A 15,098-nucleotide genomic window follows, 5' to 3' on the forward strand; every position below is an offset into this window, starting at 1 on the left:
CGGCCCGCCTCGTTACATCTGGAACGTCCCCATGTCCGATTCCAAACAATACGAAAACTTTCTCGTGTTCCTGGCGCCGCTGATCAACAGCGTCGGCGGGATCGCGATCGACCTGTACGCGCCGAGCATTCCGGCGATCGGCCGCGAGCTCGGCGTCGCGCCGAGCATGATGCAGAACACGATCACCATCACGCTCGTGTTCTATGCGCTCGGCCAGCTCGCGTTCGGCATGCTAGCCGACTGGTGGGGGCGCCGGCCGTCCGTGCTGGCCGGCCTCGCGCTGTTCATCGCGGGCAGCGCACTCGCGGTGGCCGCGCCGTCGTTCGAGGCGCTGATGGTCGGTCGCGCGATCCAGGGCTTCGCGATCGGGTCGTGCCAGGTGGTCGCGCGCGCCGTGCTCGTCGATACCGTGAAGGGCGACCGTTTCCGCGTCGCGATCGTCTACCTGAGTCTCGCGTTCGGGCTCGGCCCGGTGATCGCGCCGTACGTCGGCGGGCTCGTGCAGGAGATGGCGGGCTGGCGCTGGAACTTCGTCGTCTACTGCGGCTACGGGCTCGTCGTGCTGTCGTTCGCGTTCGCGGGGCTGCGCGAGTCGCTGCGGCCCGAGATGCGGCGCACGCCGGCGCAAACGATAGCGGGCTACCGCGAGATCCTGTCCGATCCGCATTTCCTGTCCGCCGTCGGGATGCTCGGGATGAGCTTCTCGGCGTTCCTGATGTGGAACGTGATCGGGCCGTACATCGTGCAGCATCGCCTCGGGCACAGCGCGTCGTACTTCGGATCGACGGCGCTCGCCGTCGGCCTGTGCTACCTCGGCGGCACGACGCTGAACCGCAGCCTGATCAAGCGCTACAGCGGCGAGCAGCTGATGCGCGGCGGGATCGTGCTGTTCGCGCTCGGCGTCGCGTGCGTCGCGTCGAGCGGCACCGCGCTCGTGCTCGTCACCGCGCTCGGCGGGATCATGCTGATCGCGTTCGCGCAGGGCTTCATCTTCTCGAACGCGATGGCCCGCTCGATGGCGCTGTTTCCGGGGCGCGCGGGCGCCGCGGCGAGCCTGCAGGGCTGCCTGATGCTGGTGCTCGGTTCGCTCGCGTCGGGCATCGTGAGCGCGCTGCCGATCGCGACCAACGCGGCGATCGCGGTGATGTTCATGTGCCTGCTCGGCGTGAGCTCGTTCGCGTTCCGGCAACTGCATCGCCTGCACGTTCAGGTGGCGCGATGAGGGCGGCCGCCGCGCTCGCGCTGCGCGTCGTGCTCGGCGTGTTCTGGGCGTGGGCCGGGCTGTCGAAGCTCGCCGGGAGCTTCGACGCCGCGCCGTTCCTCGCGGCCGCGGCCACCCGCTCCGCCGCGGCGCCCGACGCGGTGCGGCTCGCGCTCGTCGACGCGATCGGCCGGTTCGCGCTGCCGCACGTCGCCGCGATCAACGTCGCGGTGCCGTGGCTCGAGCTCGGCGCGGGCCTGTCGATCCTGCTCGGCGTCGCGGCCGGCTGGGGGATCGCCGCGGCCGCCGCGATGTCCGCGCTGTTCCTGATGTGCGGGGCCGTGAGCACGAACCCGCTGCTGCTGCTCGGCGCGGTGCTGCTCGCGATGTGGCATCCGTATGCGCGCGCGTGGTCCCTCGACGCGCTGCGCCCGCTCACTCCCCGATCCTGACCCGGCGGTGAGCGATTTCAGGCCGCACGTCCGGTTGCCGCCGGACGTGCGGCTCTTTTTTCGTACGGACGCCGCACGAAATATTTAAACGGGCCTTCAAAAATTTGACATCTGGCGCGTGTGGGCCCGACCACACTGACACCATGACTCACTTGATCGGGAAGATTCCCATGAGACGCTCAACGTTCTATACCGTCGGCGCGCTGGCCGTCCTGTTCGGCGCGCTGTTCCTGTGGCGCATGGAGCGCGTGTCGGCCGCCGATCGGCCGGCCGCGCCCGCAGCGCCGCTGCCCGTCGAAACCGTCGTCGTCGCGCCGCGCGCCGAGCAGCCGTCGCTCGATGCGGTCGGTTCGCTCGAAGCGGTGCGGCAGGTGACGATCGCGCCGGAAGTCGCCGGGCGCGTCGTGGACATTCGCTTCGTCGCGGGCTCGCGCGTGAGCGCCGGGCAGCCGCTTGTGCAGCTCTACGATGCGCCCGAGCAGGCGAAGCTCGCCGGGCTGCAGGCGAAGGCCGACTACACGCGCCGGCAGTTCGCGCGCGCCGAGCAGCTCGTGCCGAACGGCGCTGAACCGAAGGCGACCTTCGACGCGCGCCGCTACGAGCTCGACGCCGCGCGCGCCGACATCCGCGAGACGCAGGCCGTGATCACGCAGAAGCTGATCCGCGCGCCGTTCTCCGGCGTGATCGGCCTGCGGCGTGTGAACCTCGGCCAGTACCTGAATCCGGGCGACGCGATCGCGACGCTCACCGATCTCGATGCGCTGCACGCGAACTTCACGGTGCCGCAGAAGGCGCTGAGCCGCGTCGCGCTCGGGCAAGCCGTGCGCGTGACGACGGATGCCTACCCGGGCCGCACCTTCGAAGGGCGCGTGACCGCGATCGAGCCGCAGGTCGGCGACGAGACGCGCAACATCACCGTGCAGGCGACCGTGGCCAACGCCGACCACCTGCTGCGCCCGGGCATGTACATCGATGCGCACCTGGCGCTGCCGGGCCGCGACGCGGTGATCAGCGTGCCGGATACCGCGGTGCAGACGTCGCAGGCCGGCGACAGCGTCGTCGTGGTCGAGCAGCGCGACGCGCGCGGCGTCGGCGTGGCGCGCGTGCGCCAGGTGCGCATCGGCGCGCGCGACCGGGGCCGCATCGTCGTCGAGGACGGGCTGCGCGCCGGCGACGTGGTCGTGACGACCGGGCAGCTGCGCGTCGCGCCGGGCGCGAAGGTGCAGGCGCTCGCCGATGCGTCCGCGCAACGGGAGAGCGTGCGATGAGCCAGCCCACGCAAGGACCCACACAAGGCCCCACGCAAGGCGCGCGCTTCACCGACATCTTCGTCCGGCGGCCGGTGCTGTCGCTCGTCTGCAGCCTGCTGGTCCTGCTGATCGGGCTGCGCTCGCTCGGCGCGCTGCCGGTGCGCCAGTACCCGATGCTCGAGAGCGCGACGATCAGCGTCGAGACCGCGTATCCCGGCGCGTCGCAGGCGCTGATGCAGGGCTTCGTGACGACGCCGATCGCGCAGTCGATCGCGACCGCGGACGGCATCGAATACCTGAGCTCCACGTCGACGCAGGGCAAGAGCGTTGTGAAGGCGCGGCTGCGCCTGAACGCGAACGCCGACCGCGCGATGACGGAAATCATGGCGAAGGTGCAGGAGGTCAAGTACAAGCTGCCCGAAGGCGCGTACGACTCGGTGATCACGAAGCTCACCGACGCGCCGACGGCCGTCATGTATCTCGGCTTCTCGAGCGACACGCTGTCGATTCCGGAGATCACCGACTACGTGGTGCGGGTCGCGCAGCCGCTCGTCACGACCGTGCCGGGCGTCGCGTCGGCCGAGATCGTCGGCGGGCAGAACCTCGCGATGCGGGTCTGGCTCGACGCGTCGCGGCTCGCCGCGCACGGGCTGTCGGCGGCGGACGTGGCGAGCGCGCTGAAGGCGAACAACGTGCAGGCCGCGCCGGGCCAGGTGAAGGGCGCGCTCACGGTCGCCGACATCTCCGCGAATACCGACCTGACCGACGTCGGCGCGTTCGGCAACCTCGTCGTAAAGTCCGACGCGAACGGCAGCTTCGTGCGGCTGCGCGACGTCGCGACCATCGAGCTCGGCGGGCAGCAGTACAACGCGAGCGCGCTGATGAACGGCCACCGCGCGGTGAACATCGCGATCAACGCGACGCCGTCGGGCAACCCGCTCGACATCGTGCGCGGCGTGCAGGCGCTGCTGCCGACGATGGAGCGCAACAAGCCGGCCAGCATCCGGATCGGCGACGTGTTCGACGTCGCGCGCTTCGTCAACGCGTCGATCGACGAGGTGCGCGAGACGATCGTCGAGGCGATCGCGATCGTCGTCATCGTGATCTTCCTGTTCCTCGGCTCGTTCCGCGCGGTCGTGATCCCGGTCGTGACGATCCCGCTCGCGCTCGTCGGCTCCGCCACGCTGATGCTCGCCGCCGGCTTCTCGCTGAACCTGCTCACGCTGCTCGCGATGGTGCTGGCGATCGGGCTCGTCGTCGACGACGCGATCGTCGTCGTCGAGAACATCCACCGGCACATCGAATCCGGCGAGCCGCCCGCGCGTGCGGCGCTGCTCGGCGCGCGCGAGATCGCGTCGCCCGTGATCGTGATGACGATCACGCTCGTCGCCGTGTACGCGCCGATCGGCCTGATGGGCGGGCTGACCGGATCGCTGTTCCGCGAATTCGCGTTCACGCTCGCGGGCGCGGTGTGCGTGTCGGCAGTGATCGCATTGACGCTGTCGCCGATGCTGAGCTCGCTGCTGCTCGACAGCCGGATGTCGGAAGGGCGCATCGCGCGCGCGATCGAGCACACGCTGTCGCGCGTCACGCACGGCTACCGGCGGCTGCTGCACGCGAGCCTCGCCGCGCGGCCGGCGGTGCTGGTGTTCGGCGCGGGCGTGCTGCTCGGCATCGGGCTGCTGTTCAGCGGCGTGAAGCGCGAGCTCGCGCCGCAGGAGGACCAGGGCTCGATCATGCTGCAGGTGAAGGCGCCGCAGTACGCGAACCTCGACTACCTCGAACGCTACGCGCCGCAAGTCGAGAAGGTGTTCCGCTCGCTGCCGGAAGCCGACACGAGCTTCGTGCTGAACGGCGTCGGCGGCGCCAATCTCGGCTTCGCCGGCGTGAACCTCGTCGACTGGTCGAAGCGCACGCGCGGCGCCGCCGATCTGCAGGCGCTCGTGCAGGCGCGCGCGAACGCGATCGCCGGCGACCAGGTGTTCACGTTCCTGCTGCCGTCGCTGCCCGCGTCGAGCGGCGGCCTGCCGATCCAGATGGTGCTGCGCGCGCCGGCCGACTTCAAGGACATCTTCGCGACGATGGGCAAGCTGAAGGCCGCCGCGTCGAAGAGCGGGCTGTTCGCGGTCGTCGACAGCGACCTGACGTTCGACAGCCGCGCGGTCGGCGTGACGATCGATCGCAACCAGGCGAACGCGCTCGGCGTGACGATGAAGGACATCGCCGATACGCTCGCGGTGCTCGTCGGCGAGAACTACGTGAACCGCTTCGACCACGACGGGCGCTCGTACGACGTGATTCCGCAGGTCGCGCGCGCGGAGCGCCTGTCGTCCGACATGCTGAACCGCTATTACGTGAAGACGCGCAGCGGCAAGATGGTGCCGCTCGCGACGGTCGTGCACGTGTCGAACGGCAGCCAGGCGAACGCGCTCACGCAGTTCAACCAGATGAACTCGGCGACGCTGTCGGCCGTGGCCGCGCCGGGCGTGACGATGGGGCAGGCGGTCGAGTTCCTGCAGAAGCAGGCGCTGCCGCCCGGCTACGACATCGACTGGCTCGGCGAATCGCGCCAGTACGTGCAGGAGGGCAACCGGCTGACCGTGACGTTCGTGTTCGCGCTCGTGGTGATCTTCCTCGTGCTCGCCGCGCAGTTCGAGAGCCTGCGCGATCCGCTCGTGATTCTCGTGTCGGTGCCGCTGTCGGTGTGCGGCGCGCTCGTGCCGCTGTATCTCGGCTTTGCGACGCTGAACATCTATACGCAGATCGGGCTCGTCACGCTGATCGGGCTGATCTCGAAGCACGGGATCCTGATGGTGAGCTTCGCGAACGAGCTGCAGCGCACGCAGAACCTCGACCGGCGCGCGGCGATCGAACACGCGGCCGCCGTGCGGCTGCGGCCGATCCTGATGACGACCGCGGCGATGGTCGCCGGGCTCGTGCCGCTGATCTTCGCGCGCGGCGCGGGCGCGGCCAGCCGCTTCGCGATCGGGATCACGGTCTCGACCGGCATGCTGGTCGGCACGCTGTTCACGCTGTTCGTGCTGCCGACCGTGTACACGCTGATCGCGAAGCGGCATCGCGAGGCGGCGGCGAGCGAACGCGCGCGCGTGCTGGAGACCGTATGAGCGCGCAATCGACAACGCGCGTCGCGACGGCGCGCAACGGGAGAAACATGAATCGGATACGTGTTGCGGCCGCCGCGGCGGTCGCGCTCTTCGCCACGGGCTGTACGATGGCGCCGCATTACCAGCGGCCCGATGCGCCGGTCGCGCAGGCGTTTCCGTCCGGCGGCGTGTATGCGACGCAGCCGGCCGCGGCGGCCGGCGCGCGCAGCGCGAACGGCCAGGCGGCGACCGACATCGGCTGGCGCGAGTTCTTCGTCGATCCGCGCCTGCAGCGGCTGATCGAGATCGCGCTGAACAACAACCGCGACCTGCGGGTCGCGGTGCTGAACATCGCGGCCGCGCGTGCGCAGTACCAGATCACGCGTGCGGACCTGTTCCCGAAGCTCGACGCGGTGGGCACCGGCGATCGCCAGCGGCTGCCGAACGCGCTCACGGCGGTTCCGGGGCGCAACATCACGACGACGTACAACGTCGGGCTGCAGGCGTCGTGGGAGCTCGACCTGTTCGGCCGGCTCCAGAGCCTGAAGGACCAGGCGCTCGCGAAATACCTCGCGACCGCGCAGGCCCGCAAGGCGTCGGAGATCGCGCTGGTCGCGCAGGTCGCGGACCAGTACCTGACGGTGCTGTCGACCGACGACCTGCTGAAGGTGACGGAAAACACGCTGAAGACCGCGCAGGCATCGTACGACCTGACGAAACTGAAGTTCGACAACGGCACCGGCTCGGAGCTCGACCTGCGCCAGGCGCAGACCGTGGTCGAAACGGCGCTCGCGAACCAGCAGGCGCAGGCGCGCGCCCACGCGCAGGCGGTGAACGCGCTGGTGCTGCTGATCGGCCAGCCGCTGCCGGACGACCTGCCGCCGGGCCTGCCGCTCGACGCGCAGAACTTCCTGACCGACATCCCGGCCGGGTTGCCGTCGGACCTGCTCACGCGCCGTCCGGACATCATGGAAGCGGAGCAGAACCTGCTCGCGGCGAACGCGAACATCGGCGCGGCGCGCGCGGCGTTCTTCCCGCGCATCTCGCTGACGGGCGCGTTCGGCACCGCGAGCCCGACGCTCGGCGGGCTGTTCAAGGCCGGCACGGCGGCGTGGTCGTTCGCGCCGCAGATCACGATGCCGATCTTCGAGGGCGGCGCGAACCTCGCCAATCTCGATCTCGCGAACGTGCAAAAGCGCATCGAGATCGCGAACTACGAGAAGGCGATCCAGTCGGCGTTCCGCGAGGTGGCGGACGGGCTGGCCGCACGCGGCACGTACGACCAGCAGATCGCCGCGCTGCAGCGCAACGAGCACGCGCAGCAGCGTCGCTACGACCTGTCGGACCTGCGCTACAAGAACGGCGTCGACAGCTACCTGTCGGTGCTGACCGCGCAGACCGACCTGTACGCGGCGCAGCAGACGCTGATCAACGCACGGCTGGCACGGTGGACCAACCTCGTCGACCTGTATCGCTCGCTGGGCGGCGGCTGGATCCAGCGGGCCGGCGAGACGCCGCGTCCGGCCGACCAGCCGGTCGACTACGGCAAGGCGGCCGCGCCTGCACCGGCGTCGGCCGCCGCGGCGAAGGGCTGAGCGCCACCGGTCAGACGCATGCGATGCCCCGCAAACGACAACGCCACGGACTTTCGACCGTGGCGTTGTCTTTCAGGCGTGAGGCGTCGTGCCGTCTTCGCTCAGTCCGCATCCTTCGCGAACTGCACCGCGATCGCGCCGAGCACGCAGATCGCCGCGACGTACACCACCGGCGCGAGCGGATTCGACTTCATCATCAGCGACACGATCACCGGCGTCAGGCCGCCGAAGATCGCATAGGCGACGTTGTACGAGAACGAGATTCCCGAGAACCGCACGACGGCCGGGAAGCTCTTCACCATCACGAACGGCACCGCGCCGATCGCGCCGACCGCGAAGCCCGCGATCCCGTAGTAGAGCGGCAGCGTCGACGCGTCGGCCGCGACCTGCGCGAACAGCAGGTAATAGCACGCGGCCAGCACGAGGCCGCCGAGGCCGAGCACGCGCTTCGCGCCGATCCAGCCGGCGAGCGAGCCCGCGGTGATGCAGCCGGCGGTCAGGCACAGCGTCGCGATGCTGTTCGCGAACAGCGTCGTGGCCGGCGACAGGTGGAACTGCTTCTGCAGCAGCGCGGGCGTCATCAGGATCACGACGACGATCGCCGCCGACAGCATCCACGTGAGCAGCATCGACACGATCACCGCGCGGCCGTGGTCGCGCAGCACGGCCTTCAGCGGGATCTCGGCCGCGAGCGCCTTTTTCGCCTTCATTTCGGCGAACACCGGCGTCTCGTGCAGCCAGCGGCGCAGGTAGACGGAGAACAGGCCGAACACGCCGCCGAGCAGGAACGGGATGCGCCACGCGAACGCGGTGACCTCGGCGGGTGCGTAGCGGCGGTTGATGCCGGCCGCGACAAGCGAGCCGAGCAGGATGCCGGCCGTGAGGCCCGCGGTCAGCGTGCCGCACGCGTAGCCGATGTGGCGCGACGGCACGTGCTCGGACACGAACACCCATGCGCCGGGCACCTCGCCGCCGACCGCCGCGCCCTGCAGGATGCGGAACAGCAGCAGCAGCACGGGCGCGAGGATGCCGACCGTGTCGTAGGTCGGCAGGAGGCCCATCAGCAGCGTCGGAACCGACATCATCAGCACGCTCAGCGTGAACATCCGCTTGCGGCCGACGAGGTCGCCGAAGTGCGCCATGATCACGCCGCCGAGCGGGCGCGCGAGATAGCCGGCCGCGAAGATGCCGTAGGTCTGCAGCACACGCAGCCATTCGGGGATGTCGTGCGGGAAGAACAGCTGCCCGATCGCGGGCGCGAAGAACACGAAGATGATGAAGTCGTAGAACTCGAGCGCGCCGCCGAGCGCGGCGAGGCCGAGGGTCTTGTAGTCGCTGCGCGTCAGCGCGCGCTCGGCGGCGCGCGGGACGCCGCTCAATTCGGAAGCTTGCATGGTCAGGGCGATCGGTATTCGAATTAATTGTTTGAATCGGCGCCGCGTCTCCAAGGCGCGGCCTGCCTCGTCGACGAGGTGCGCCGGGCGCGGATGGCGCACGGAACACGCATCGCGTCGCCCGGGTCGGGCAAGCGGGGACGAGTGTCAAGCGAGTGGGAGGATTCTACAGGAGCACGAACGTGCGCAAGGCGGGCATGCAACTTTCCGGCGGCAGCGAGCGGTGGCGCGCGGCGCGGGCGGGCGAACCGGGCGCCGCCGCGCCGCGCGCGCTGGGGCTGCGTCAGTTGCCGGCGATCGTGTCGACCGGCTTGAACGCGCCGCCCTCGACCCGGTAGATCGTCACCGGCGCATCCTTCAGGTCGCCTTTTGCGTCATAGGCGATGCGCTCCGCCGATACGCCCTTGACCATCACCTTGCCGAGATACGGCGTGTAGACCTTCGGGTCGGTCGAATTGGCGTCCTTCATCGCGGTGAGCAGCGCGATCGTCCCGTCGTACGAGTAGGGCGAATAGGTGATCACGTCTTCGCTGAAGCGCGCCTTGTAGCGCGCCGCGTAGCCGGCGAAGCCGGGCATCTTCTCCTTCGGCAGCCCGCCCATGTAAACGATCGCGCCTTCCGCCGCCGTGCCGCCCACCTTCAGGAACGTCGGCGAGCGCGACATCTCGCCCGTCACGAACGCGGACTTGATCCCGAGCTGGCGCATCTTGCGGATCATCGGCGACGATTGCGCGTCGCCGCCGCCGTAGAAGATCGCGTCGGGATTCATCCCTTTCAGGTTGGTCAGGATCGCGGAGAAGTCGAGCGCCTTGTCGTTCGTGAAGTCGCGCTTGATGATCGTGCCGCCCGCCGCCTGCACGGCCTTCGCGAATTCGTCGGCGATGCCCTGGCCGTACGCGGTGCGGTCGTCGATGATCGCGATGCGCTTGAAGTGCAGCGTCTTCACCGCGTAGGTGCCGACGATGCGGCCCGCCTGCGCATCGCTCGTCAGCAGCCGGTAGGTGGTCTTGTAGCCGCGCGCGGTGTATTGCGGCGACGTTGCCATCGAGATCTGCGGCAGCCCCGCGCGATCGTACAGGTCGGACGCCGGGATGCTGGTGCCCGAGTTGAAGTGGCCGATGATGCCGCGCACGTTGTCGTCGATCAGGCGCTGCGCGACGGTCGTGCCGGTGCGCGGGTCGGCCTGGTCGTCCTGCGAATCGAGCTGGAACGTGACCGGCTTGCCGCCGATCGTCGGATTGGTCGCGTTGAAATCGGCGATCGCGAGCTGCACGCCTTTCTGCATGTCGGTGCCGTAGTTCGATTGCGGGCCGGTCAGCGGCGCGGCGAAACCGATCCTGACGACGTCGGCGGCGATGGCGTGGGCGCCCGACAGTGCGCAGGCGGCGGCCAGCGCGACGTGCGATACCTTCAGCTTCACTTTCACTTCCCCTTGATGGCGTGGTTGGGCCGGCGCCGGAACGTGGGCCGGCCGCCGGTGAACCGGGCGAGACGCTGTGCTGAAATCGGCGCGTCGAGCGGCGATCGCGGCACCTCGTGCGGGTCGCACGCCGGCAGGGCCGTGTGGCGTCTCGTGACCGTGAAGCGAAGTCTAGGTAGCGAAAATGCGCGCGTCTTGCGCGTTGCGAGCGCGGCCGGCGACGATTTCGGCATATCGTCGATAACCCTGATATATGCCGAAATCGTCATTTCTCGTGCGCAATCGCGCCAAGACGCGGCGCGGCCGCGTTTTTTAGGATGGCGGCTTCGGGCGCGCACGACCGCGCGCGCGGGATCGTGCGCCCTGCGCGCCGCCAATGGGGCGCGCTCCTATAATCGACGCCATCAGCCACTCGCCTAGCGGATGCCGGGATGACGACCTTGCTTGCCGTACCGTCCATGAGCCTGTCCGACACGTTGCGCTACCAGCCCGACAACGCCGACTTCGGCGCGATGCTCGCGCACTTCCGGCTGCTCGAGCCGGTCTTCGACGCGCTGCCCGACGTCGCGTTCTTCGTGAAGGATGCGGACGGCCGCTACGCGCTCGTCAACCGCACGCTGGCGATGCGCTGCGGCTACAAGGACAAGCGCGACCTGCTCGGCAAGACCACCGACGAGGTGTTCCCGCGGCGCTTCGGCCGCAGCTACTTCGAGCAGGACATGGCGACGATCACCGCCGGCCAACAGCTGATGGACCAGCTCGAACTGCACCTGTACCCCGGCCGCCAGCCGGGCTGGTGCCTGACTTGCAAGGAGCCGCTGCGCGATGCGGCCGGCAAGGTGATCGGCCTCGCGGGCATCTCGCGCGACCTGAAGGCGCACGAAGGGTCGCATCCGGCCTACAGCAAGCTCGCGGACGTGGTCCAGTACATCCAGGATCACTACGTGCAGCCGCTGAACCTGAGGCAGCTCGCGCAGATGGCCGGGATGTCGGTCGCACAGCTCGAGCGCTATTTCCACAAGGTGTTCCACCTGACGCCGCGCCAGGTGCTGCTGAAGACGCGGCTCGACGCCGCGACCGCGCTGCTGGCCACGCACGACAAGGTGACCGACGTCGCGGCGCTATGCGGGTACACCGATCACAGCGCGTTCACGCGCCAGTTCAAGGCGACGGTCGGCGTGACGCCGACGGAATACCGAATGATGCTGCAGGATCGGGCGGGGTGACCCGGAACGCCCGGAAAACGAATCTCGCCACGATTGTCACTCCCACCATTCGCTGGCCGGCGACTAAAACTGTCTCATGACCCACAGCGAGCGATCGCTCTGACCCGGAGGCAGCAATGACCACGAACACATCATCGGACGACGGACGGAAGGAGGGGCAGCCCGCGATGAAGACGCCGCCGATCGTGTCGCCGCAAGAGTGGGCGGCCGCGCGCGAGCGGCTGCTCGTCAAGGAAAAGGAACTGACCCGCGCCCGTGACGCACTGGCCGCCGAGCGGCGGCGGATGCCCTGGGTCGCCGTGGAAAAGAAGTATGCGTTCGACGGGCCTGACGGCAAGGCGAGCCTGCTCGACCTGTTCCACGGGCGCCGCCAGCTGATCGTGTACCGCGCGTTCTTCGAGCCTGGCGTGCACGGCTGGCCGGAGCATGCGTGCATCGGCTGTTCGATGGTGGCCGACCACGTCGGCCACCTCGCCCACCTGAATGCCCGCGACACCACGCTCGTGTTCGCGTCACGCGCGCCACAGGCCGACATCACGCGCCTGAAGGCGCGGATGGGATGGAATATTCCGTGGTACACGATCACCGACAGTTTCGATGCCGACTTCGGCGTGGACGAATGGCACGGCCACAACGCCTTCATCCGCGACGGCGAGCGCGTGTTCCGCACGTATTTCATCAACAGTCGCGGCGACGAGGCGATGGGCACCACGTGGAGCTATCTCGACATGACGGCGCTCGGGCGCCAGGAGACATGGGAGGATTCGCCGGAGGGATACCCGCAGGGCCGGCCGTACAAATGGTGGAACTGGCACGACAGCTACGTGCCCGGCGCCGCGCCCGACCCGAAGTGGGTCGAGGTATCCGATGCGGGAGAGGCGGCCTTTCGGAAGCGCGGCAGCTAGTTCGGCGCGGTGGCGCGCGTCGGCAGGAACGGCGGCGGTCTGCCGCCTGCCGGTTCAGCGGTAGCCGAGACCTTTCAGCACGGCCGTGCCGTTTTCGGTCAGGCGGAAGCTCGGCTGCGCATCGGCGTCGAGCTTGACCATTTCGATGAGGCCGGCTTCCTGCAGCGCCGGCAGTTCGGGTTTGGCGTTGGCGCCGATCGGCGCGTGCAGCAGCACGAGCAGCGTCGCGATTTCGTGATGGCTGAGCAGGCGGCGCAGCATCGTCCTGGGTTTGGCGGGGGGCGCGGCCGGGCGGCCCGCGGGTGCAACTACGGCGCTCATCGCTGTCCTCCTGGTTCGACGGGTTCTTCGGATATGGTTGCGGATGGTGCCGTCGAAGACTTAAGCGATTCTTAAAACGCCCCGGTCGTGGACCGGCCGCGGCGAGCCGGTGGTTACAGCATGTAACGGCACGGCGGGCACGGCGGCGGCTTCGCGAACCGGATCGGCGCAAGCCGCTTCAGGCGGGCGTCCGACAGCACAAGCGCCAGCGTAGTGCATGCGTGGACGATTCGCCAGACAAATAGGCGATGACCTTTCGTCGCACCCGGTTTTTCCCTGCCCCTTATTTTCTTCGCTGCGCCTGCGCCGCGAGGCGAACGGCCGCGTTCGCCGCGCCGTAGCCGTCGTACCCGCCGCGCCGCTCGACGATCTCGAGCGAGAAGCGGTTGTCGACCAGTTCCGTGTACGCATGCAGGAACTCGCCGCCGCTGTCGTCGCGGTCGTACAGCAGATGATGGGTGCTCAGCGTGTCGATGAAGTCGTCCGGCAGCGCGTAGCGCGCGGCGAGGTCGTCGTAGTAGTTGCGCGGGATGCGCAGGAACGGCACGCCGTCGGCCGCGAATTCGGCCACCGTCTTCACGATGTCGTCGGTGCGGAACGCGACGTGGTTCAGCCCGGTGCCGTGATAGCGGTCCAGCGATTCGGCGACCGCGGTGTGGCGATCGACCGACGCGTTCAGCGCGATCCGCACCGAGCCGTCCGCGCTGCGCACCGCGCGGCTGCGCATCAGCCCGTACGGATCGGGCACGAGCCAGCTGCGCTCGGCCTCGAAGCCGAACGCGGCCTTGAAGAACAGGATCCACGTATCGAGCGCGTCGCCCGGCAGCGCGAGGCACACGTGGTCGATGCCGGTCAGCGGGCCGACCTCGCTCGGGCCGTCGATGTCGGTCAGCACGAAATCGGATTCATAGAGCGTCGGCGCGTTCGGCGCCTCGTCGACGAAGTATTCGAGGCTGCCGTCCGGCGCCTTCACGCTCGGCAGCACGCGCTCGTTCGGGCCGACGCGCCCGGAAAACGGCGCATAGCCGAAGCCTGCCGCGCGATCGAACGCAACCTTCGCGTCGTCGACGCGGAACGCCGACGCGCACAGCGACAGCCCGTGCTGCTGGAAGAACGCGTCGGCGAACGAATCCCGCTCCGCGTTCAGCACGATCGACGCGGCGCCGTGCTGGAACAGCGTCACGTCCTTCGAGCGGTGCCGCCCGGCGAGCCGGAAGCGCATCTTGCCGAGCCACTCGCCGACGTTGGTGGCGGCCCGTGCATCGACCGCGAATTCGATGAACTGGAACCCGACGTGCGCAGGCGGCGCGGGCGGCGCGAACAGCGTCTGGCCGGCGCCCGGCGCGCGGCCTTCCCGCGCGAGCTGTGCGCGCGTCTGCTCCTCCAGATAGAGCAGCGAGCGGTGGCCGTCGGCGGCCGTGAGCGCGGTCGGCGCCGCGCGGAAGCCGTCGTTGAAGATCTCGAGCGACAGCGGCCCCGTATAGCCGGCCTCGATCACCCGCGCGGTGAAGCGCGCGAGGTCGAAGTCGCCCTGGCCGGGGAACGAGCGGAAGTGGCGGCTCCATTCGATCACGTCCATCACGAGCTTCGGCGCGTCGGCGATCTGCACGAACGCGATCCGGTCGCCGGGGATGTCGGCGATCGCGTCCGGCGAATCGTCGAGCGACAGCGTGTGGAAGCTGTCGAGCGCGAGCCCGAGATGGGGGCTGTTCACCGCGTTCACGAGGCGCCACGCGTGGCCGTAGGTTTTCACGACCCGCCCCCACGCGAGCGCTTCGTAGGCGGCGACGACGCCCGCCTGCCGCGCGGCCTCGGCGAGCGCGCCGAGCTGGTCGACGAGCAGCCCGTCGTCCGCGATCGTATCGGGCGACGCGTTGCTGCAGACGAGGATGCGGTCGGTGCCGAGCGCGTGCATCACGTCGAACTTGCGCTTGATGCGGTCGAGGTTGCGCGCGAGCTGCGCGGGGCTCACGCCCTCGAAATCGCGAAACGGCTGGAACAGCACGATGTCGAGGCCGAGATCGGCGGCCATGTTCCGCACGTCGGCGGGCGAGCCGTCGAAGTAGACGAGGTCGTTCTCGAAGATTTCGACGCCGTCGAAACCCGCGGCCTGGATGGCGGCGAGCTTCTCGGCGAGCGTGCCTGACAGGGATACGGTGGCGATCGAGCGCTGCATGGGCGAATCCTGCGGATGAGCGGGGGGCGGCGCCGGCCGGACTGGCCCTGAATG

General features: G+C 69.1%; 12 protein-coding genes. 7 read left to right on the forward strand and 5 right to left on the reverse strand.

Features of this window, described 5'->3' with window-relative positions:
- Positions 1–31: 31 nt before the first annotated feature.
- From KY49_RS12440 to KY49_RS12460, 5 genes are all read left to right on the forward strand, one after another.
- Positions 32–1,222: a multidrug effflux MFS transporter gene (locus KY49_RS12440; RefSeq protein ID WP_042584950.1), complete on the forward strand. Its 1,191-nt coding sequence runs from the start codon at positions 32–34 to the stop codon at positions 1,220–1,222.
- The gene (locus KY49_RS12445) at positions 1,219–1,653 is read left to right on the forward strand and encodes a hypothetical protein (RefSeq protein ID WP_042584951.1); all 435 of its coding nucleotides are present in this window, start codon (positions 1,219–1,221) and stop codon (positions 1,651–1,653) included. The genes KY49_RS12440 and KY49_RS12445 overlap by 4 nt, the downstream gene beginning before the upstream one ends.
- 170 nt (positions 1,654–1,823) lie before the next feature.
- Positions 1,824–2,921, forward strand: coding sequence for an efflux RND transporter periplasmic adaptor subunit (locus KY49_RS12450; RefSeq protein WP_042584952.1), 1,098 nt, complete (start codon positions 1,824–1,826; stop codon positions 2,919–2,921).
- Positions 2,918–6,028, forward strand: a complete 3,111-nt coding sequence (locus tag KY49_RS12455; protein ID WP_042584953.1) for an efflux RND transporter permease subunit — start codon at positions 2,918–2,920, stop codon at positions 6,026–6,028. Before KY49_RS12450 ends, KY49_RS12455 begins: the two co-directional genes overlap by 4 nt.
- A gap of 47 nt (positions 6,029–6,075) precedes the next feature.
- Entirely contained in the window at positions 6,076–7,602 is a 1,527-nt protein-coding gene (locus tag KY49_RS12460) for an efflux transporter outer membrane subunit (RefSeq protein ID WP_042585008.1), read from the forward strand.
- A gap of 101 nt (positions 7,603–7,703) precedes the next feature.
- On the opposite strand, the gene KY49_RS12465 is transcribed toward KY49_RS12460, so the two are convergent.
- From KY49_RS12465 to KY49_RS37115, 3 genes are all read right to left on the reverse strand, one after another.
- On the reverse strand, positions 7,704–8,996 hold the full coding sequence (locus KY49_RS12465) for an MFS transporter (protein WP_042584954.1): 1,293 nt from the start codon (positions 8,994–8,996) through the stop codon (positions 7,704–7,706).
- Between the two features lie 283 nt (positions 8,997–9,279).
- Complete coding sequence (locus KY49_RS12470; RefSeq protein ID WP_059674479.1) at positions 9,280–10,416, reverse strand: branched-chain amino acid ABC transporter substrate-binding protein; 1,137 nt, start codon at positions 10,414–10,416, stop codon at positions 9,280–9,282.
- 2 nt (positions 10,417–10,418) lie between these two features.
- On the reverse strand, positions 10,419–10,685 hold the full coding sequence (locus KY49_RS37115; protein ID WP_059980256.1) for a hypothetical protein: 267 nt from the start codon (positions 10,683–10,685) through the stop codon (positions 10,419–10,421).
- Between the two features lie 162 nt (positions 10,686–10,847).
- Here KY49_RS37115 and KY49_RS12475 point away from each other — a divergent pair, with 162 nt between their 5' ends.
- Positions 10,848–11,642, forward strand: a complete 795-nt coding sequence (locus KY49_RS12475; protein WP_042584955.1) for an AraC family transcriptional regulator — start codon at positions 10,848–10,850, stop codon at positions 11,640–11,642.
- Between the two features lie 116 nt (positions 11,643–11,758).
- Positions 11,759–12,547 carry a DUF899 domain-containing protein gene (locus KY49_RS12480; protein WP_042584956.1) on the forward strand — a complete coding sequence of 263 codons (789 nt, stop codon included), beginning with the start codon at positions 11,759–11,761 and terminating at the stop codon, positions 12,545–12,547.
- Between the two features lie 54 nt (positions 12,548–12,601).
- Here the strand turns inward: KY49_RS12480 and KY49_RS12485 are convergent, their stop codons facing one another.
- Together KY49_RS12485 and KY49_RS12490 are read right to left on the reverse strand one after the other, a co-directional pair.
- Entirely contained in the window at positions 12,602–12,868 is a 267-nt protein-coding gene (locus KY49_RS12485) for a hypothetical protein (RefSeq protein WP_042584957.1), read from the reverse strand.
- 283 nt (positions 12,869–13,151) lie between these two features.
- The gene (locus KY49_RS12490; protein ID WP_042584958.1) at positions 13,152–15,044 is read right to left on the reverse strand and encodes a bifunctional sugar phosphate isomerase/epimerase/4-hydroxyphenylpyruvate dioxygenase family protein; all 1,893 of its coding nucleotides are present in this window, start codon (positions 15,042–15,044) and stop codon (positions 13,152–13,154) included.
- Between the last annotated feature and the right edge of the window lie 54 nt (positions 15,045–15,098).

The sequence above is a fragment of the Burkholderia sp. MSHR3999 genome (genome assembly GCF_000833595.1).
GTDB lineage: Bacteria > Pseudomonadota > Gammaproteobacteria > Burkholderiales > Burkholderiaceae > Burkholderia > Burkholderia ubonensis.